Annotated in this window: 19 protein-coding genes; 9 read left to right on the top strand and 10 right to left on the bottom strand. The window is 73.0% G+C overall.

The window, feature by feature from the left end:
• Positions 1–89 precede the first annotated feature (89 nt).
• The 4 genes from MUB56_RS03475 (at position 90) to zwf (ending at position 5,495) form a co-directional block, all read left to right on the top strand.
• The gene (locus tag MUB56_RS03475) at positions 90–2,018 is read left to right on the top strand and encodes an anthranilate synthase family protein (RefSeq protein ID WP_244930526.1); all 1,929 of its coding nucleotides are present in this window, start codon (positions 90–92) and stop codon (positions 2,016–2,018) included.
• Between the two features lie 122 nt (positions 2,019–2,140).
• Positions 2,141–2,713, top strand: coding sequence for an aminodeoxychorismate/anthranilate synthase component II (locus MUB56_RS03470; protein ID WP_244930525.1), 573 nt, complete (start codon positions 2,141–2,143; stop codon positions 2,711–2,713).
• The gene (locus MUB56_RS03465; RefSeq protein WP_244930524.1) at positions 2,710–4,035 is read left to right on the top strand and encodes an anthranilate synthase component I family protein; all 1,326 of its coding nucleotides are present in this window, start codon (positions 2,710–2,712) and stop codon (positions 4,033–4,035) included. Before MUB56_RS03470 ends, MUB56_RS03465 begins: the two co-directional genes overlap by 4 nt.
• A 14-nt stretch (positions 4,036–4,049) precedes the next feature.
• Positions 4,050–5,495 (top strand): glucose-6-phosphate dehydrogenase, encoded by a 1,446-nt coding sequence (zwf, locus tag MUB56_RS03460; protein WP_244930523.1) that lies wholly within the window; start codon positions 4,050–4,052, stop codon positions 5,493–5,495.
• Positions 5,496–5,620: 125 nt separating this feature from the next.
• Here zwf and MUB56_RS03455 read toward each other — a convergent pair whose 3' ends face one another.
• The 8 genes from MUB56_RS03455 to MUB56_RS03420 are packed head-to-tail and all read right to left on the bottom strand — an operon-like array spanning position 5,621 to position 11,754.
• Positions 5,621–6,496: an acyl-CoA thioesterase domain-containing protein gene (locus tag MUB56_RS03455; protein WP_244930522.1), complete on the bottom strand. Its 876-nt coding sequence runs from the start codon at positions 6,494–6,496 to the stop codon at positions 5,621–5,623.
• A 4-nt stretch (positions 6,497–6,500) separates the two neighbouring features.
• Positions 6,501–7,043, bottom strand: coding sequence for a hypothetical protein (locus MUB56_RS03450; RefSeq protein WP_244930521.1), 543 nt, complete (start codon positions 7,041–7,043; stop codon positions 6,501–6,503).
• A complete protein-coding gene (locus MUB56_RS03445) occupies positions 7,040–8,482 on the bottom strand; it encodes a HAMP domain-containing sensor histidine kinase (RefSeq protein WP_244930520.1) in 1,443 nt (480 codons plus the stop codon). Before MUB56_RS03445 ends, MUB56_RS03450 begins: the two co-directional genes overlap by 4 nt.
• Positions 8,479–9,174 carry a response regulator transcription factor gene (locus MUB56_RS03440; RefSeq protein WP_244930519.1) on the bottom strand — a complete coding sequence of 232 codons (696 nt, stop codon included), beginning with the start codon at positions 9,172–9,174 and terminating at the stop codon, positions 8,479–8,481. Before MUB56_RS03440 ends, MUB56_RS03445 begins: the two co-directional genes overlap by 4 nt.
• Before the next feature lie 50 nt (positions 9,175–9,224).
• Positions 9,225–10,085, bottom strand: coding sequence for a fructosamine kinase family protein (locus MUB56_RS03435; RefSeq protein WP_244930518.1), 861 nt, complete (start codon positions 10,083–10,085; stop codon positions 9,225–9,227).
• Positions 10,082–10,618 carry a low molecular weight protein-tyrosine-phosphatase gene (locus MUB56_RS03430; RefSeq protein ID WP_244930517.1) on the bottom strand — a complete coding sequence of 179 codons (537 nt, stop codon included), beginning with the start codon at positions 10,616–10,618 and terminating at the stop codon, positions 10,082–10,084. The genes MUB56_RS03435 and MUB56_RS03430 overlap by 4 nt, the downstream gene beginning before the upstream one ends.
• Complete coding sequence (locus MUB56_RS03425; protein WP_244930516.1) at positions 10,615–11,013, bottom strand: phage holin family protein; 399 nt, start codon at positions 11,011–11,013, stop codon at positions 10,615–10,617. The genes MUB56_RS03430 and MUB56_RS03425 overlap by 4 nt, the downstream gene beginning before the upstream one ends.
• Positions 11,014–11,067: 54 nt before the next feature.
• Entirely contained in the window at positions 11,068–11,754 is a 687-nt protein-coding gene (locus MUB56_RS03420) for a GntR family transcriptional regulator (RefSeq protein WP_244930515.1), read from the bottom strand.
• Positions 11,755–11,879: 125 nt separating this feature from the next.
• Here MUB56_RS03420 and MUB56_RS03415 point away from each other — a divergent pair, with 125 nt between their 5' ends.
• The 3 genes from MUB56_RS03415 to hisC all read left to right on the top strand — a co-directional run bounded on the left by MUB56_RS03415 (position 11,880) and on the right by hisC (position 14,641).
• The gene (locus MUB56_RS03415) at positions 11,880–12,794 is read left to right on the top strand and encodes an arginine deiminase-related protein (RefSeq protein WP_244930514.1); all 915 of its coding nucleotides are present in this window, start codon (positions 11,880–11,882) and stop codon (positions 12,792–12,794) included.
• A 166-nt stretch (positions 12,795–12,960) separates the two neighbouring features.
• Positions 12,961–13,545, top strand: a complete 585-nt coding sequence (locus MUB56_RS03410; RefSeq protein WP_244930513.1) for a VanZ family protein — start codon at positions 12,961–12,963, stop codon at positions 13,543–13,545.
• A gap of 10 nt (positions 13,546–13,555) precedes the next feature.
• Positions 13,556–14,641, top strand: a complete 1,086-nt coding sequence (gene hisC / locus MUB56_RS03405; RefSeq protein WP_244930512.1) for a histidinol-phosphate transaminase — start codon at positions 13,556–13,558, stop codon at positions 14,639–14,641.
• A 60-nt stretch (positions 14,642–14,701) separates the two neighbouring features.
• On the opposite strand, the gene MUB56_RS03400 is transcribed toward hisC, so the two are convergent.
• A complete protein-coding gene (locus MUB56_RS03400; RefSeq protein ID WP_244930511.1) occupies positions 14,702–15,145 on the bottom strand; it encodes a hypothetical protein in 444 nt (147 codons plus the stop codon).
• Positions 15,142–15,729, bottom strand: a complete 588-nt coding sequence (locus MUB56_RS03395; protein ID WP_244930510.1) for a CDP-alcohol phosphatidyltransferase family protein — start codon at positions 15,727–15,729, stop codon at positions 15,142–15,144. Before MUB56_RS03395 ends, MUB56_RS03400 begins: the two co-directional genes overlap by 4 nt.
• 126 nt (positions 15,730–15,855) lie before the next feature.
• Here MUB56_RS03395 and MUB56_RS03390 point away from each other — a divergent pair, with 126 nt between their 5' ends.
• Together MUB56_RS03390 and MUB56_RS03385 are read left to right on the top strand one after the other, a co-directional pair.
• Positions 15,856–16,950, top strand: a complete 1,095-nt coding sequence (locus MUB56_RS03390) for a histidine kinase (protein WP_244930509.1) — start codon at positions 15,856–15,858, stop codon at positions 16,948–16,950.
• A gap of 10 nt (positions 16,951–16,960) precedes the next feature.
• The gene (locus MUB56_RS03385; protein WP_244930508.1) at positions 16,961–17,605 is read left to right on the top strand and encodes a response regulator transcription factor; all 645 of its coding nucleotides are present in this window, start codon (positions 16,961–16,963) and stop codon (positions 17,603–17,605) included.
• Positions 17,606–17,615 lie beyond the last annotated feature (10 nt).

Here is a 17,615-nt window from a genome sequence, read left to right as displayed (position 1 = left end):
GGCACGTCAGGCTTTCCACGCTCCGCCGCGCCGGGTCCGACTGCCGACCGCGGCACGGCGGCGAAGCACGGCGCAACTAGAGTTCGCCCATGACCGCCACACCTGACGCCCGGGCCGCGATCGAGGCGCTCCAGGGGCACGAGGCGTGGGCGATCATCCGGCGCTCCACCCGCGCGGGCGACCGCGACACCGTCGGCCTGGTCGGCGGGCGGCGCAGCGTCGTCGAGTCGATCCTCGACGTACCCCTCTCGGACGGCGTGCCCGCTGACGGGCACATCGCCGACCGGCTGCTCGCCGTACCGTTCCGCCAGGTGGCCGAGCGCGGCTTCGAGGCCCACGACGACGGCACCCCGCTGGTGGTCGTCGACGTCGAGACCGAGCTGGAGTTCTCGGTCGCGGAGGTCCTCGAGGCGATCGACGACACCGGTCTGGAGTTCGCCGACCGGGGTGGCTTCGAGACCGACGACGAGGAGTACGGCAAGCTCGTCGAGTCGATCATCCGCGACGAGATCGGGCAGGGCGAGGGGGCCAACCTCGTCATCGGCCGCCACTACCGCGCCACGGTCGCCGACTGGAACACCCAGAAGGCGCTGACCGTCTTCCGTCGGCTGCTCGAGCGCGAGCGCGGTGCGTACTGGACCTACGTCTTCTTCACCGGCGACCGCTACCTGATCGGTGCGAGCCCCGAGCGGCACGTCTCCATCCACGGCGGCGACGTCCGGATGAACCCGATCAGCGGCACCTTCCGGATCCCGGCCGACGCCGACACCGCCGAGTCCGATCTCCGGGGAAAGCTCCTCGACTTCCTCCACGACGAGAAGGAGATCTACGAGCTCTTCATGGTCGTCGACGAGGAGCTGAAGATGATGTGCGACATCTGCACCCAGGGCGGCCAGGTGCTCGGACCGTTCCTGAAGCCGATGAGCCGCCTGATCCACACCGAGTACCTCCTCGCCGGCAGCACCGACCGGGACCCGCGCGAGGTGCTGCGCGACACGATGTACGCCGCCACCGTCACCGGCTCGCCGGTCGAGAACGCGTGCCGGCTGATCAAGCAGTACGAGACCACGGGGCGCGGCTACTACGGCGCCGCGCTCGCGATCCTGGGTCGCGACGACGAGGGCGAGCCGGTCCTCGACAGCCCGATCGTGATCCGCACCGCCGACGTCGGGCTCGACGGCCGGCTGACCGTCACCGCGGGCGCGACCCTGGTCCGCGACTCGGACCCGGCGTACGAGGTCGCCGAGACCCACGCCAAGGCCGGCGGCATCCTCAGCGCGTTCGGGCTGGTCCCGCCCGCGCCGGTCCCGAGCACCAACCTGGCCGAGCTGGTGACCGACGAGGACGTCCTGCTCACGCTCAACAAGCGCAACCGACGGCTCTCGCGCTTCTGGCTGACCGACCAGGGCGGCTCCCGCCCCGACCCCGGCCTCGCCGGGAAGAGTGCGGTGATCCTCGACGGCGAGGACGACTTCGTGAACATGCTGCGTCACGTGCTCCGCGTGCTCGGCATGACCAGCGAGGTGGTCCGGCACGAGGAGTACGCCGCGGGCGTGCTGGACGGCTTCGACCTGGTGATCGTCGGCCCCGGCCCGGGCGACCCGCGCGACGGCGCCGACCCGAAGATGGCGCAGCTGCGGGCGGCGGTCGCGGAGCTGATGGCGGCCGAGCGGCCGTTCCTCGCGGTCTGCCTCGGCCACCAGGCGCTGTGCCACCACGTCGGCATCCCGCTGGCCTACAAGGACATCGTCTTCCAGGGCACCCAGTCGCCGGTCGAGATCGACGGCGCCACCGAGCGGGTCGGCTTCTACAACACCTTCGTGGGCCGGGTCGGCGACGACACGGTGCTCGAGGACGGGGTGAGCGTCGAGGCCGACCCCGACACCGGCGACGTACACCTGCTGCGCGGGCCGCACTACCGCGGGATCCAGTTCCACGCGGAGTCGATCCTCACCGAGAACGGCTACGACCTGCTGCACGAGCTGGTCGTCGACCTGCTGCTGACCAAGGGTTCCTGAGACGACGCTTTGGTCCTACGCTGGGAACGTCAGGAACACGGACCCGGTGGTGACTGCCCCCCAGTGCCACCGGGTCCATCCCTGTTCTCGCCCACCAGCTCCCGGGCAGTAGGTTGCTGAGCGTGGCGGCACCGGACGTGGTCGTCGTGGACCACCACGACTCCTACACGTGGAATCTCGTCCACCTCGTCGCCTCCGTCACGGGCGTCCTGCCCCGGGTGGTCCAGCACGACGAGGTGGACGCCGCCGACGTGCTCCGGCACAGCCACGTCGTCCTCTCGCCCGGCCCCGGCCATCCGGCCTCGCCGGCGGACTTCGCGGTGGGCGGGGAGGTGCTGCTCGCCGGCACCCGTCCGGTCCTGGGCGTCTGCCTCGGGATGCAGGGCATGGTGACGGCGTACGGCGGCCGCGTCGACCGGGTCTCGCCGGGACACGGCGTGCTGGCGCGGGTCAGCCACGACGGCGACGGGCTGTTCGCCGGCGTACCCACTCCCTTCGCCGCGGTTCGCTACCACTCGCTCGCCGCCCTGGAGCTCCCGGCGTGCCTGCGGGTGACGGCGACCGACGAGGAGACCGGCCTGACGATGGCCGTCGCGCACCGCGACCTGCCGCTGGTCGGGGTGCAGTTCCACCCCGAGTCGGTGCTGTCCGAGCACGGGGCCCGGCTGATCGCGAACTTCCTGGGTGCCCCGTGACCGACCCCGTGACCGACCCCGCGTCGTCCTTCGCGGCGGTCGCCGCCGAGCACCGGCGCTGCTTCTGGCTCGACGGCGGCGGCGCCCGCGAGTGGTCGGGCCGCCGCTCGCTGCTCGGCTGGCTGGCCGACGACGACGTCTCGCTCACCTACTCCGCCACCACCCGCGAGGTGGTCCGGCACGCCTCCGGCCGGGCCGAGGTCGTCGGCGACGACCCGTTCGCGGTCCTCGAGGCCGAGCTCGCCGCCGGATCGCCCACCGACCAGTGGTTCGGCTACTTCGGGTACGCCGCCCGCGCCGACCTGCCGGCGTACTCCTCCGACTCGGTGCCGGACGCGGTCTGGATGCGGCCGAGCCAGGTGCGGCTCTTCGAGCACCCAGTGATGTCGAGAAACTCGCTGCTGGCGCATGAAGCTTCACGACACCAGCGTGAGTTTCACCGCCTGGGCGGAGAAACTCCCGCCGCCTACCGCACCCACTTCGCCCGCGTCCAGGACCACCTCCACGCCGGCAACAGCTACGAGGTGAACCTGACCTACCGCGCGGAGGTGGCCAGCGAGCTCGACCCGGCGACGGCGTACCTGCGCCTGCGCGAGCTCAACCCCGCGCCGTACGCCGGCTTCCTCCAGCACGACCTGCCCGGGGCGCGGGCCTGGCTGCTCAGCTCCAGCCCCGAGCGGTACGCCGTCATCGATGCGGATCGGCGCATCGAGACCAAGCCGATCAAGGGCACGACACTGCGCGGGGCGACGGCGGCGGAGGACGAGGAGCAGCGGCGGCAGCTGGCCGAGGAACCGCGCTTCCGCAGCGAGAACCTGATGATCGTCGACCTGCTCCGCAACGACCTGGCGATGGTGTGCGAGGTCGGGTCGGTCGAGGTGCCGACCCTGATGGCGGTGGAGTCGTACGCGACGGTGCACCAGCTGGTCTCGACCGTGCGGGGCCGGCTGCGCGACGACGTGACCACGCTCGGCGCGGTCCGGTCGCTCTTCCCCGCCGGGTCGATGACAGGAGCGCCGAAGCAGCGCACCATGGAGATCGTGCAGGAGGTCGAGGACACGCCACGGGGCGCGTACGCCGGCGCGTTCGGCTGGGTCTCCGCCGACGGGCGCGCCGACCTGGGCGTCGTGATCAGGGCCATGACGACCACCGGCGACGGCCGGTACCGGCTCGGGACGGGCGGCGGCATCACCGTGCACTCCGACGTCGACGAGGAGTACGCCGAGTCGCGCTGGAAGGCCGAGCGGCTGCTGCAGGTCTTCGGCCCGGAGCCGACGACGACCGCCCCGCCCGCACCGACACCCAAGGGAAACAAGGCGTGACTACCCTCGACGACATGGAGCAACCGCACGTCATCGTGCTCTTCGGGGCCACCGGTGACCTGGCCCGCCGCAAACTCCTGCCGGGGCTGCTGCGTCTCTTCGAAGCCGAGCTGCTGAAGGACTCCTGCATCGTCGGCACCTCGCTGGAGGAGATCGACACCGAGACCTTCGTGAAGATCGCCCGCGACGCCTGCGAGGAGTTCGGCAAGGGCGACGTCACCGACGAGCGCTGGGCGCCGTTCGCCGCGATGTTGAGCTACGTGCCGCAGGGCGCCGGCCCGCACGCCCTCGCCGAGGCGGTGCACCGCTCGGAGGAGGTGCTGGCCGCCCACGGCGAGGAGATCGGTCGACTGCACTACCTCAGCGTCCCGCCGAAGGCCGCGCTCGACGTGCTCCGGCAGCTCGACGAGGCCGGCCTGGTCGAGCGCTCCCGGATCATCATGGAGAAGCCGTTCGGCACCGACCTGGAGTCGGCGAAGGCGCTCAACGCGCGGGTCCACGAGGTCTTCGACGAGAGCCAGGTCTTCCGCATCGACCACTTCCTGGGCAAGGAGGCGGCGCAGAACATCCTGGCCTTCCGGTTCGCCAACGGCCTCTTCGAGCCCATCTGGAACCGCAACTTCATCGACCACGTGCAGATCGACGTACCGGAGACCCTCGGCCTGGAGGGCCGTACGGCGTTCTACGAGGGCACCGGCGCCTATCGCGACATGGTCGTCACCCACCTGATGCAGGTGCTCGCGTTCATGGCGATGGAGCCGCCGACCTCGCTGGCGCCCGACCCGATCAGCGACGAGAAGCTGAAGGTGTTCCGCTCGATGCGTCCGATCGAGCCGCACAACGTCGTGCGCGGTCAGTACAACGGCTACCGGGGCAAGTCGGCGGTCGCCGAGGACTCCGACACCGAGACGTTCGTCGCCCTGAAGGTCGAGATCGACAACTGGCGCTGGGCCGGCGTGCCGTTCTTCCTGCGCACCGGCAAGAAGCTCGCCGAGGGGGCGCGGATCATCTCGATCGCCTTCAAGGAGCCGCCGCTGACGATGTTCCCGGCCGGGTCGAACGTCGGTCGCCAGGGACCCGACCACCTCACCTTCGACCTGGCCGACCAGTCGCGGATGTCGCTGTCGTTCTACGGCAAGAAGCCGGGCCCGGGCATGAAGCTGGAGAAGCTCTCCATGCAGTTCGCCACCCACGAGACCAAGTCCTCGACCGCGGTGCTGGAGGCCTACGAGCGGCTCATCCACGACGCGATGCGTGGCGACCACACGCTGTTCACCACCGCCGCCGGCATCGAGACGCTGTGGGAGAAGTCGATCCCGCTGCTCGCCGACCCGCCTCCGGTCCGCGGCTACGCACCCGGCAGCTGGGGCCCCAACGCCATCCACCAGCTGATCGCTCCCCACGCCTGGCGGCTGCCGTTCGAGCGTTCCTGGCGCGACGCCAACACCTCGACGCGCTGAGCGCCTGCGCCCGCGACGCTGGTTGAGGTGCGAGGAGCGTTAGCGACGAGACGATCCATAGGACCGTCTCAGGACGTCGTCCGTCGCGCCTCAACCAGCGTCGGACGACTCGACCCGGCGTCGCCTCAGGCCGTCGTACGGCGCTCGCCGTCGTCGGTGTACTCGACCCCGCCGAGGTCCACGACCCGCTTCGCGTTGGCGAGCGAGGTGACGACGGCGGTGCCGAGCGGGCCGGACCGGTCGAAGACGGTGGCGGTGCCGACCGCGACCCCGTCGACCTCGACCCGGTCGACGGCGGCCAGCCCGATCGAGACGCCGTCGGGCTGGCGGGCGAGGGTGAGGGTGATGTCGGTGTTGATGTACTCGATGCCGCGGTCACCCCAGTTGGTGACCAGGCTGGCCCCGTCGGCGATCGAGGCGACCGCCTGGAAGGGCGACCTCGGCTCGCCGTCGACGATCGCGACCGCGGTGTGCCACGACGACTTGCGGGAGTCGTTCTGGTGCAGCCCGAAGGACTGCGACCAGCCGGCGGAGCTGTGGAAGTACGGCACGTGGCCGTCCGACGACACCGGCGCGAGGTCGAGCGGCGGCGGCGAGGGTCGCGACTCGGGCGACCAGACCGACCCGCCCGTCGACGCGGTGGGCTTGAGGAAGAGCGCGCTGGCCCGGGCGACCCGCACGTCGACGCCGTCGCGCACCTGGGTCAGCACGGCGTCGACCAGGCAGATCCGGGGACCCTCGCGGACCACCTCGGTGGTCACCGTGCAGTCGCGCATCCGGGCGGCGGCGAACAGGTCGACGGTGTAGCGCGCGGGCAGCAGGTCGTCGCGGCCCAGCTCCCGGACCCGCTCCTCGACACCGCGCGCGAGGGCGCCGCTCACGGCCACCCCGTGCATCTGGTCGTCGTCCCACATGCTCCGCGCCAGGTCGGTGGGGGCCAGAGCGGTGGGGTTCAGCGCAGTGGGAGTGTCGTCGGACAGACGGAAGAAGGACAGCTGCATGCGCTCATGATGGGCCACCGCCGGCCTGCGCGTGCGCGGACAGCTGCTGCATGGTCTCGCGCACCGCGGCGGTGACCGCGCGCTCGTCGTACGGCGCGGGGTCGGCGGCGTTGACGACCTGGACCAGTTCGCCGTCCTGGACGAAGCCGGTGACCGCCAGCACCTCGGTGCCCGCGTCGGCCACCATCCGGGCGGCGTCGGCGCCCGGGATCTCGGGCTCGGTCACGCTCCCGTCGTCGGGCGCGCCCATCTGCTTCCAGGCGGCGTCGAGGCCCGCGGGGAAGACGAGGTAGTTGGCGTCCACGACCGCGCCGCCCTCGACCGCGGGCAACAGCGTGCACCGGGGCGCGTCCGCGGAGCCGGCCTCCTGCGTCAGTCGGGCACCCAGGGCCCCTTCGATGCCGGCGACGTCAAGGCCGTCGCAGGGGTTCCAGACAGGCGCGGCGCTGGCGCTCGGGCTCGACGAGGAGGCGGCGTCCTGCTCGTCGCCACCACCGCACCCGGCCAGCAGCAGGGGTACGACGAGCAGCGCGGCGCGGGCCCTCATGCGTCGGCCCCGGTCCCGGCGGCGGCGGGCTGCGCCGGCGGCGGGGTGGGCGCGCCGGGGATCCGGAGGACCAGCCGGGCACCGCCGGAGGCGGCGTGACCGGCCTCCACCGTGCCGGAGTGGCGTACGGCGACCTGCTCCACGATCGAGAGCCCGAGGCCGGACCCGGGCATCGACCGGGACTCGTCGGAGCGCCAGAACCGCTCGAAGACCCGAGGCAGGTCGGCGTCGGCGATGCCGGGTCCGTCGTCCTCGACGACCAGCACGCCCTCGACGAGCGAGACCCGGATCGTCCCGCCGGCGGGGCTCCACTTCGCGGCGTTGTCGAGCAGGTTGGTGACGGCCCGCTCGAGCGCGCCGTGCTCGCCGATGACGAACCACGGGTCGAGGGTCACGTCGAGTGCGACGCCGGGGGCGCGGCGGCGTACCCGGGCCAGGGCCAGGTCGACCACCTCGGCGAGGTCGACGGTCTCGATGACGTGGGCCATCGGCTCGTCGCGGGCGAGCTCGACCAGGTCGCCGATCAGCGTCGTCATCTCCTCGATCTGGGCGCGTACGTCGTCGAGCAGCTCGGCTCGCGCCTGGGGCGGCAGGGTCGCGCTGGACGCGTCCGACTGGGCCAGCAGGTCCAGGTTGGTGCGCAGCGAGGTGAGTGGGGTGCGCAGCTCGTGCCCGGCATCGGCGACCAGCTGGCGCTGCCGGTCGCGGGACGCGGCGAGCGCGGCGAGCATCTGGTTGAACGCCGAGGACAGGCGCGCGATCTCGTCGTCGCCCTCGACCGGGATCGGCTGCAGCTCCTCGGTCCGGGCGATGTGCTCGACCTTGGCGGTCAGCCGGCGGACCGGGCGCAGGCCGTTGGCGGCGACGCCCCAGCCGGCGACCCCGGCCGCGACCACGCCGGCGAGCCCGAAGAGCAGCATCACGATGCCGAGCCGGGCCAGCACCTTCTGCTGCGGCTCGAGCGACTGCGCGAGCAGCAGGGCCTGGTGGTCGAGGTAGGGGACCGCGACGACGCGGTAGCGGTTGCCCTCGACGACGACGGTGCGGATCGACTGCGGGGAGTCGCCCTGGGCCACGTCGAGCTCCGGGGCGCCCAGCTCGAGGCGGCCGAGCCGGTCGTACCACTCGTACTTGCCGTCCTCGTACATCAGGCCGACCCGCACGTCGCTGAGCACCAGCAGGAACGCCGGGATCTCGGCGCCGGTCTGCTGGTTGATCACGCTCGGCGACTTGGCGGCGAGCGTGGCGCGGTCGGTCAGCGACTCGTCGAGGGTCGACTGCAGCTGCATGCGGACGGTGACGTAGGCGCCGAGCGCGACGAAGGCGATGGTCAGGCCCACCGCCATCGTGGTGAGCAGGGTGACCCGGCTGGCCAGCGACCGGCGGTAGTGCCAGCGTCCCTCTCCTAGCTCGCGGCCGGGGGCGAAGGTGCCGGTCACGATTCCTTCAGCACGTAGCCCACGCCGCGGACCGTGTGGATCAGCCGGGACTCGCCCTCGGCCTCGGTCTTGCGGCGCAGGTAGCCGACGTAGACCTCGAGGGAGTTGGCCGTCGTCGGGAAGTCGTAGCCCCATACCTCCTCGAGGATGAAGCTGCGCTCCAGGACCCGCCGGGGCCGGCGCAGGAACATCTCCAGCAGGGTGAACTCGGTGCGGGTGAGCTCGATCGCCCGGTCGCCGCGGCGTACCTCGCGGGTCGCGACGTCCATGGTCAGGTCGGAGAAGGCGAGCACCTCCTCGGCGGCGTCCTCGGGCGGCACCACGCGGCGCAGCAGCGCCCGCAGCCGGGCGAGCAGCTCGGCCAGCGCGAACGGCTTGGTGAGGTAGTCGTCGGCGCCCGCGTCGAGGCCCTCGACCCGGTCGCCGACCGCGTCGCGCGCGGTCAGCACCAGGATCGGGACGTCGTTGCCGGCGGTGCGCAGCGCCCGGGTCGTCTCGATCCCGTCCAGCCGCGGCATCATCACGTCCATCACGACCACGTCCGGGCCCACCCGGCCGATGCCGGCCAGCGCCTCGGCGCCGTCGGCGGCGAGGTGGACGTCGTACCCGTTGAACTCCAGGGAGCGGCGCAGCGACTCGCGTACCGCCCGGTCGTCGTCGACGACGAGGACGCGGGGCTTCGGGACACTCACGGGTCCATGTTGCCAGCCGCGGCTGAACCGTGCCTGAGAGCGGCCGCCGCTCAGGCGTAGCGGGCGGCGGCCTCGGCGGCCCGGGCGCCGTACCCGCCCCCGAAGAGACAGGCGTGCACGAGCAGCGGGAACAGCTGGTGCAGTCCGACCCGGTCCGCCCAGCCGTCGGCGAGCGGGGCGACCTCGGCGTACGCATCGAGGACCCGCTGCAGGTGGGGGAGGCCGAAGAGCGCGAGCATGGCGAGGTCGACCTCGCGGTGGCCGGCGTAGGCCGCCGGGTCGATGACGCTGACCCGGCCGTCGGTGCCCCAGAGCACGTTGCCGTTCCACAGGTCGCCGTGCAGCCGGGCGGGCGGCTCCTCGGGCAGCAGCGCGGGCAGCCGCCCGACGACCGACTCGATCCTCGCGGCGTCCCGGTCGGTGACGGCGCCGCGGTCGCGGGCGAGCTTGAGGTACGGCAGCACCCGGCGTACGGCGTAGAACTCCGCCCAGGTGTCCGCGGTGCGGTTGGGCAGCGGCAGCCGGCCGATGAAGCCGTCCTCGTCGAGGCCGTACGACGGCGCGCCCGCCGCGTGCGTCGCGGCCAGGGCCCGCCCGAGGCCCGCCGCGGCGTCGCCGCTGTTGCGGCCCGGCTCGACCCAGCGCAGGATCAGGCACTCGGCGTCGACCGCGAGCACCTCGGGCACCGCGAGCCCGCCCTCGACCTCGGCGAGCCAGCGCAGCCCGCGGGCCTCGGTCGCGAAGAAGGTCGGCGGTGCGTTGTTGAGGGTCTTCATCAACGCCGTGCTGCCGTCACTGAGCCGGAGCTTGGTCGCGGTCGCGACGTCGCCGCCGGCGACCGGGGCCGTGGCCACCACCGCCGAGCCGAGGAGAGCCTCGGCCCGCCGGGCGACCAGCGGCTGACGGGTCACGGCTCCCCGGACTCCTGGCGAAGCTCCTCCTGGAGGCCGTCCACGATCGCGGCGCAGGTCCGCTCGACCATGGTCAGCACCTCCTCGAAGCCGTCGTCCCCACCGTAGTACGGGTCCGGGACCTCCCCGCCCGGATCGACCGGATCGAAGTCGCGGAAGAGCCGCACCCGCTCTCCGGCACCGCCGATGTCGGCGAGGTTGGTCCGGTCCATCGCGAGGACCAGGTCGTGCTCGTCGAGCCACGCGGTCGACCAGTGCCGGGCCCGGTGCAGCGAGGGGTCGTACCCGGCGGCGGCCAGGGTGGCCGCGGCCCGGTCGTCCATCGGGTGGCCGACGTGCCAGTCGCCGGTGCCGGAGCTGACCACCACGACCCGGCCGGCGAGGCCGGTCTCGTCGACCCGCGCGGTGAGGACGACGTCGGCCATCGGCGAGCGGCAGATGTTGCCGAGGCAGACCAGGGCGATCGAGTAGCGGCCGGGCGTGCGGGGCGGAGGCAGGGTCGGGCCGGTCGTCGGGTCGGTCGCCGGGCTCATCGCCGGTCCTCCTCGGGCCCGATCAGGCCGTCGACGATCCAGGTGACGACGGTGATCACGATCGCGCCCCCGGCTGCCGACCAGAAGCCGGCGACGCTGAACCCGATGTCGAGCTGGTCGGCGAGCCAGCCGGTGAGCATCAGCATCAGCGCGTTGATGACCAGCAGGAACAGGCCCAGCGTGACGATGATGAACGGGATCGAGAGGAGCTGCAGGATCGGCTTCACGAACGACGTCACGACGCCGAGGATCAGCGCGACGAGCAGCAGCGGGACGATCTTGTCCTCGAGCTCGGCCTGGCCCTGGGTCGGACCCGTGAAGCTGATGCCGTCGATCAGCCAGGCGGCGACCGCCAGGGCGACGGCGTTGGTGACGAGCCAGCTGAGGATGCGCACGCGGCGATACTGCCAGGTCGGGCCAGGAGCGGGAGGGGAGCCGGCCGTGCCGCGTCAGGACTCGGCGAGGCCGAGGGCGTCGATGATGTCGTCCTCGGCGTCGACGAGGTGCTGGCGCAGGAACTCGTGGGCGCCGGTGATGTCGCCCGCCTCCAGGAGCAGGACCAGCGCCGTGTGGTTGTCCGCCTCGTCGTGGGCGTTGCGGCGGATCCGCTCGACCTGGGCCAGCGCCAGCTTCAGCTCGACCACCAGGTTGTCGGCCATCGAGACCAGCCGGGGCGAGCCGGTGAGGCCCACCAGGGAGACGTGGAAGGCGAGGTGCCGCTCGTTGAGCTCCTGGTACGACGCCCCGCGGCGGACCGCCGACGTGTAGGCCTCGAGGGTGCTGCGCACCAGGGCCCGCTGACCCTCCTCGGCCTCGGCCCAGCGACGTACCCCGGCGCCCTCCAGGACCCAGCGGGCCGCGCACACGTCGCGGACCGAGTCGACCTCGGGGGTGGCGACGTGGACGCCGCGGTTGGGCTCGCGGGTGGCCAGCCCCTCGGCGACCAGGATGGTCAGGGCCTCGCGGATCGTGGGCCGGGATACCCCGAGCGAGGCGGCCAGCGCCACCTCGCGCAGCGGGGTGCCGGACTCCAGCTCGCCGTCGAAGACGGCGCGGCGCAGCTCCTGGGCGACCCGATCCACGGTGGACGAGTGCTCCAGGTGCAGGGTCCCGAAGGAATCACCCGACGCCGACATGGGGCCATTGTGAGGCACGGGACGCGGGTTGTCCGGACCACTGGTCGCGGAGGCCGCCATCTTCTCGTACCCTTCAGGTCAGATTGTCTGACACTCTGACAATCCCTAGACGAGAAGGACGGCCGATGGAGCAACTGCTGGACGCGCGCGAGCTGGCCTGGGGACGCCGGTACGTCGCCGTGGAGCCCGTCCACTTCCGGGTCGAGTACTCGATCAACCCGTTCATGGACCCCGCCGTCCAGCCCGACCCGCAGGTCGCGATGCTCCAGTGGCACGCCATGGTGCGCACCCTCGAGGACCTCGGCGCCACCGTCGACGTGCTCGCGCAGCGCGCCGACGCCCCCGACATGGTCTACGCGATGAACCTCGGCCTCGGGCTGGTCAAGGCCGACGGCACCGCGCACGTCGTGATGTCCCACATGCGCTTCCCGGAGCGCCGGATGGAGACCCGCTCGGCCCAGCCCTGGCTGGCCGGCCGCGGCTTCGCGACGTCGTACGTCGGTCGCGACGGCATCGGGGCCCACCTCGAGGCCGGTGACGCATTCGCGTTCGGCGACGCCCTGGTCGTCGGCTACGGCCCGCGCACCGAGGAGCTCGCCCTCAAGCACCTCGCCGCCGACCTCGGCATCCGGGTGCGTGGACTGCGGATCACCCACCCGGCGATGTACCACCTCGACCTGGCCTTCTGCCCGCTCGACGAGCGCCGGGCGCTGGTCTGCCCGGCGGCCTTCGACGCCCCCTCGGCCGCCGCGCTGCTCGAGCTGGTGCCCGAGCCGCTGGTGCTGACCGAGGAGGAGGCGCTGACGACCTTCTGCGCCAACTCCGTCGTCGTCGGCAACACCGTCGTGATGCCGGCCTGCCCGCCGCGGGTGCGCCGCCAGCTGGTCGAGTGGGGCTTCGACGTCGTGGTCGTCGACGTCTCGGAGTTCCACAAGGGCGGCGGCTCGGTCCGCTGCCTGACCAACCCCGTCGACGTCACGATCGGGCGCGACCTGCCCGCGGTGCCCGGGGGCGAGGTGGTGCTGCCGGCGCTGGGGTGAGGGGGGCGGTGAGTTTCTCCGCCCAGGCGGAGAAACTCACGCCCCTGTCGAGGTGCTTCACGACACCAGCTCCAGTTTCTCGACACCGCTGTGGCTCCAGGGGCGGAAGGTACGACGGTCGCGCCGGCCTCCTCCACGCATGGCGGGCCTCGGTACGGTCGAGCGCATGTTTCCGGTGGGCGGCGTGGGGGTGATGCTGGTCGGCGTCGTGCTGTCCGGGCTGGTCTGCCTGGCACTCGGCCTCGCGCTGCGCCGCCGGCTGGGCTGGGTGGGGGCGGCCGCGCTCGCGGGCCTGCTCTGGTCGGTCGCGGTGATCGCGTGCCTGACCCTGATCCCCGCCAACGGGGCGCCCGGGATCGTCAGCGCCGAGGGCCGGCTGGCCACCTGCTCGTGGGACATCGGCGGCCCGGCGCCCGAGGGGTTCTGGATCTTCTCCGGCGGGCAGCGGCTCCTCAACGCCGTCGTCTTCGTGCCGTCCGGCGCGCTGCTGGTGGTGGTCGCCGCGCGCTGGCGGGCGGCCGCGATCGTCACGGTGCCGATCGGGCTCGCGCTGCTGGCGGCGTACTCCGTCGCGATCGAGAAGACCCAGCTCGAGCTCGCCCGCATCGACCGGGCCTGCGACGTCACCGACATCGTCGACAACGTCACCGGCGCGGTGCTGGGCGTCCTGCTCGGCCTGGTGCTGGCGCTGCTGCTGCGACCCTGGCGGGCCCGGCGCCGGCCACCGACTGCCGGCGGACCGGCCGCCTAACCTGAGGAGCATGAGCTCTCCGCAGCCGCGCGCGAACATCGCCGACATCCCGCCGTACGTCCCGGGGAAGCCGCCCACGGTCCGGCCGGGGATGACGTCGTACAAGCTCTCCTCGAACGAGAACCCCTACCCGCCGCTGCCCGGCGTGATCGAGGCCGTGCAGGCGGCGGTGGGGCAGATGAACCGTTACCCGGACATGGGCTCGACGGCGTTGTACGACGCCCTGGCGCGCGAGCTCGACGTGCCGGTCGGCGACCTGTCGGTGGCGACCGGCTCGGTGGGGCTGATCTACCAGCTGGTGCAGGCGTTCTGCGACCCCGGCGACGAGGTGGTCTTCGCCTGGCGCTCCTTCGAGGCGTACCCGATCGCGGTCACCGCCGCCGGGGCGCGGACCGTGCAGGTGCCGCTGCTGCCGGACGCGCGGCACGACCTGGACGCGATGGCCGCGGCCATCACCGACCGCACCCGGATCGTGCTGGTCTGCACGCCCAACAACCCGACCGGGCCCGCGGTGACCCGGGCCGAGCTGGACGCGTTCCTGGCGCAGGTCCCGCCGCACGTGCTGGTGGTGGTCGACGAGGCGTACCTGGAGTTCGTGCGGATGGCCGACCCCGTCGACGGGCTCGCGACGTACCGCACCCACGAGAACGTCGTGCTCACGCGCACCTTCTCCAAGGCCTACGGGCTCGCCGGCTTCCGGGTGGGGTACGCCGTCGCGCCGGCCCCCGTCGCCGCGGCGCTGCGGGCCGTCTCGCTGCCGTTCGGCGTCTCGACCGTCGCCCAGACCGCGGCGATCGCGTCCCTGGAGCGGCGCGCCGAGCTGCTGGAGCGGGTCGACGCGCTGGTCGCCGAGCGGACCCGGGTCGTCGACGGGCTGCGCGAGCGCGGCTGGGACGTGCCGGAGGCGCAGGGCAACTTCGTGTGGTTCGAGCTTGGGGAGCGGACGGCCGACTTCGCGCTCGCCGCCGACGAGCTCGGCATCGTCGTACGGCCGTTCGCGGGGGAGGGCGCCCGGGTCACCGTCGGCGAACCGGAGGCCAACAACCGCCTCCTCCAGCTGGCGGCGTCCTTCCCCCGCCGCGCCGCCCCGCTGTAACGCGGTGTCCACCGACCTCCCGCGGCGTTACGACACCGCGGGAGGTCGGTGGACACCGCGTTACAGCCAGGCGAGCGGCAGGACCAGTGCCCCGAAGCGGGCCACCCGGCCGGCCAGGCACAGCACGCCGAACAGCCACCGGCGCTGACCGGAGGCGCCGGCGGCCAGGCTGACGACGGCGAGCGGCGGCAGGCCGAGGGAGGCGGCGGCGAGCACCATGGGCACGCCGGTGCGGTCGCGGCGCAGCCCGTCCCGCACCCGCCGGGTCCACCGGCTGCCGGATGCCTTGCCCGCGAACCGACCCGCCCCCCGGCGGGCCGACTCGAAGAGGACCAGCTTGCCCGCGGTCTGGCCGGCCGCGAGGGCGAGCACCAGCGGCGCGACCAGAGCGGGGTGGGCGCGCGCGCCTGCGACGACGGCGTACGCCTCGGCGTTGACCAGGGGCACCAGCGCCGAGGCCAGCCCGGTCCCGACCGCGAGGAGGAGTCCCAGGACGGCGGTCACGAGAGCAGCCGCAGCACCCGGGCGGCCGACCAGACCTTGACGGCCAGCACGGCGAGCGCGACCAGCAGGGCGACGGCGTGGGCGCCGACCGCGACCGCGCCGATGACGCCGGCGGTGTTCACGGCCTTGCCGAGCGGTGACCAGTTCAGCTCGTAGACCCGTCGGTCCACCCGCCAGAAGTGGTTCGGGGTGTCGATCGGCCAGCACAGGAAGGCCAGCGACAGCATCGTGTCGAGCACCGCGAACGACAGCAGGAACACCACCGCGACCGGGGCGACCGCGGGCGTGTGCGCCACCAGTCCGGCGCACAGCAGCACGGTGCAGGCCCGGTCGCAGACGATGTCGAGCACCGCGCCCAGCCGGGTCTCCTGGTCCAGTCGCCGGGCCAGCCAGCCGTCGGCGAGGTCGCCGACCCAGTAGGCGGCGTACGCGACCAGCAACGCGCTCGGCTCGCCCGCGGCGACGCCGTACGCCCCGATCGCGACGGCGAGCGCCGTGCGGACCAGGGTGACCAGGTTGGGGATCGTGTCGACGCGCCCGAGCCGGGTGGCGGCGGGCAGGGGAGCGAGGGTCGTCGTGGTCATGGCGCCGACGATCCGGCAGCTCGAGGGGCCCGCGGCACGGTCGCAGGTGCCGACCCGACCGGTACCGGGGTACCGACTTCGCCGCTTCGCCTCGCACCCGCGGCATCGCTCGCCGAGACTGACGGGGTGCACATCCCGCTGAGCCGTCATCTCGGGGATCCCGTCCTTCTTCGTCGCGCCGTCTACGTCGTCGCGGCGATCGCCGTGGTCCTGGCGCTCGGGGCGTCGACGGCCTACCCCGACGAGTCGGACACGGTGTGGGTCCTCGGGATCCTCCCGCTGGCGCTGGTCGCGGGTCTCGCGCTCCCGGGGTGGCGAGCGGGGGTGGCCGCGACGACGGCGGGATTCGTCGCCGCGTGGACCGGTGACGGGACCTACCTGTGGCCGGTGGTGGCGGCGGCCGTCCTGGTTTCCGTCGTCGAGGACGAGCGGGAGGTGCCCCTCGCCGGCTGGGTGGGCGGCACGGTCGGGTCGGTCTTCTCCCTGGTGCTGTCCGCCTGGGCACCCTCGGTCTCCGGCTTCCTCGCCACCGCGCTCGGCGGCGGACTCGGACTGCTGGTCCGCGCCCGGCTGCGGACGGTCCAGCTGGTCGAGCACACCGAGGAGCTCGAGCAGCAGGCCCGCTGGCTCGAGCAGCGCACCGCGCTGGCCCGCGAGCTCCACGACGTGGTCGGCCACCACGTGACCGCGATGGTGGTCCAGGCCGAGGCCGGCCTGGTGGGCGAGCCCGAGCGCGCGCTCAGCGCGATCGGGGAGCTCGGGCGTACGGCGCTCACCGAGCTCGACGCGCTGGTCGTCCATCTCCGCGATCCCGACGTCCCGCTGACGGTGACCGCGCCGCCGCGGCTCTCGGACGTCGACGAGCTGCTGGCCGCGCCGCTGCGGATGCAGGGGGTCGACGTCCGGGTCCGGATCGGGGACGACCTCGATCTCGACGAGGTGCAGGTGCTGACCGTCTACCGGATCCTCCAGGAAGCCCTCACCAACGTCGCCCGGCACGCGCGGGCCGGTGCGGCCGCCGTTGAGGTGGTCCGGCTCGACCGGCACCTGCGGGTCCGCGTCACCGACGACGGGATCGGTACGCCGGCGGCCCCCGGGCGCGGCTCCGGCCTCCTGGGCATCGAGGAGCGGGTGGCCGCCCAGGGCGGGTCCTGGGAGATCGCGGAGCGGCTCGGCGGCGGGACCGTCGTCGACGTGGTGCTGCCGATCGGTGCCCCATGATCGGGCAGCCGTGATCCGGGTCGCCGTCGTCGACGACCAGGCGCTGGTGCGCGAGGGGTTCGCGCTGATCCTCGGATCCCAGCCCGACATCGAGGTGGCGGTGCAGGCGCCGGACGGCCGCGCCTTTCTCGACGCGGTCCGGGCCGACCCGCGCCTCGACGTCGCGCTGGTCGACATCCGGATGCCGGTGCTCGACGGGCTCGCCGCGACCCGGGCGCTCGCCGCCGTCCCGCACGCGCCGGCGGTCGTCGTGGTGACGACCTTCGACCAGGACGAGTACGTCATCGACGCGATCGCCGCCGGCGCCCGCGGGTTCCTGCTCAAGCGGTGCAGCGGGCGCGAGCTGGTCGAGTCGGTACGACGGGTCGCGGCCGGCGACTCGATCCTCTCGCCCGAGGTGACCGGGACCGTGCTCGACCGGGTCCGCGCGGGTGGGCCGGCCGGGCGCGCCGACCTGGCGTCGTACTCACTGACGACGCGTGAGTCCGACGTCCTCGCCCTGGTCGGCGCCGGCCTGAGCAACACCGAGATCGCCGCACGGCTGCACCTGTCGCTGTCCACCGTGAAGACCCACGTCAGCAACGTCCTCGACAAGACCGGCAGCCGGGACCGGGTGCAGGCCGCCATCCTGGCCATCCGCGCCGGCCTCGCCTGACGAGCCCGAA

It is taken from the genome of Nocardioides sp. W7 (genome assembly GCF_022919075.1).
Taxonomy (GTDB): Bacteria; Actinomycetota; Actinomycetes; order Propionibacteriales; family Nocardioidaceae; genus Nocardioides.
Note: the sequence above shows the minus strand (reverse complement) of the source record. Positions and strands in the feature narration are given on the sequence as shown.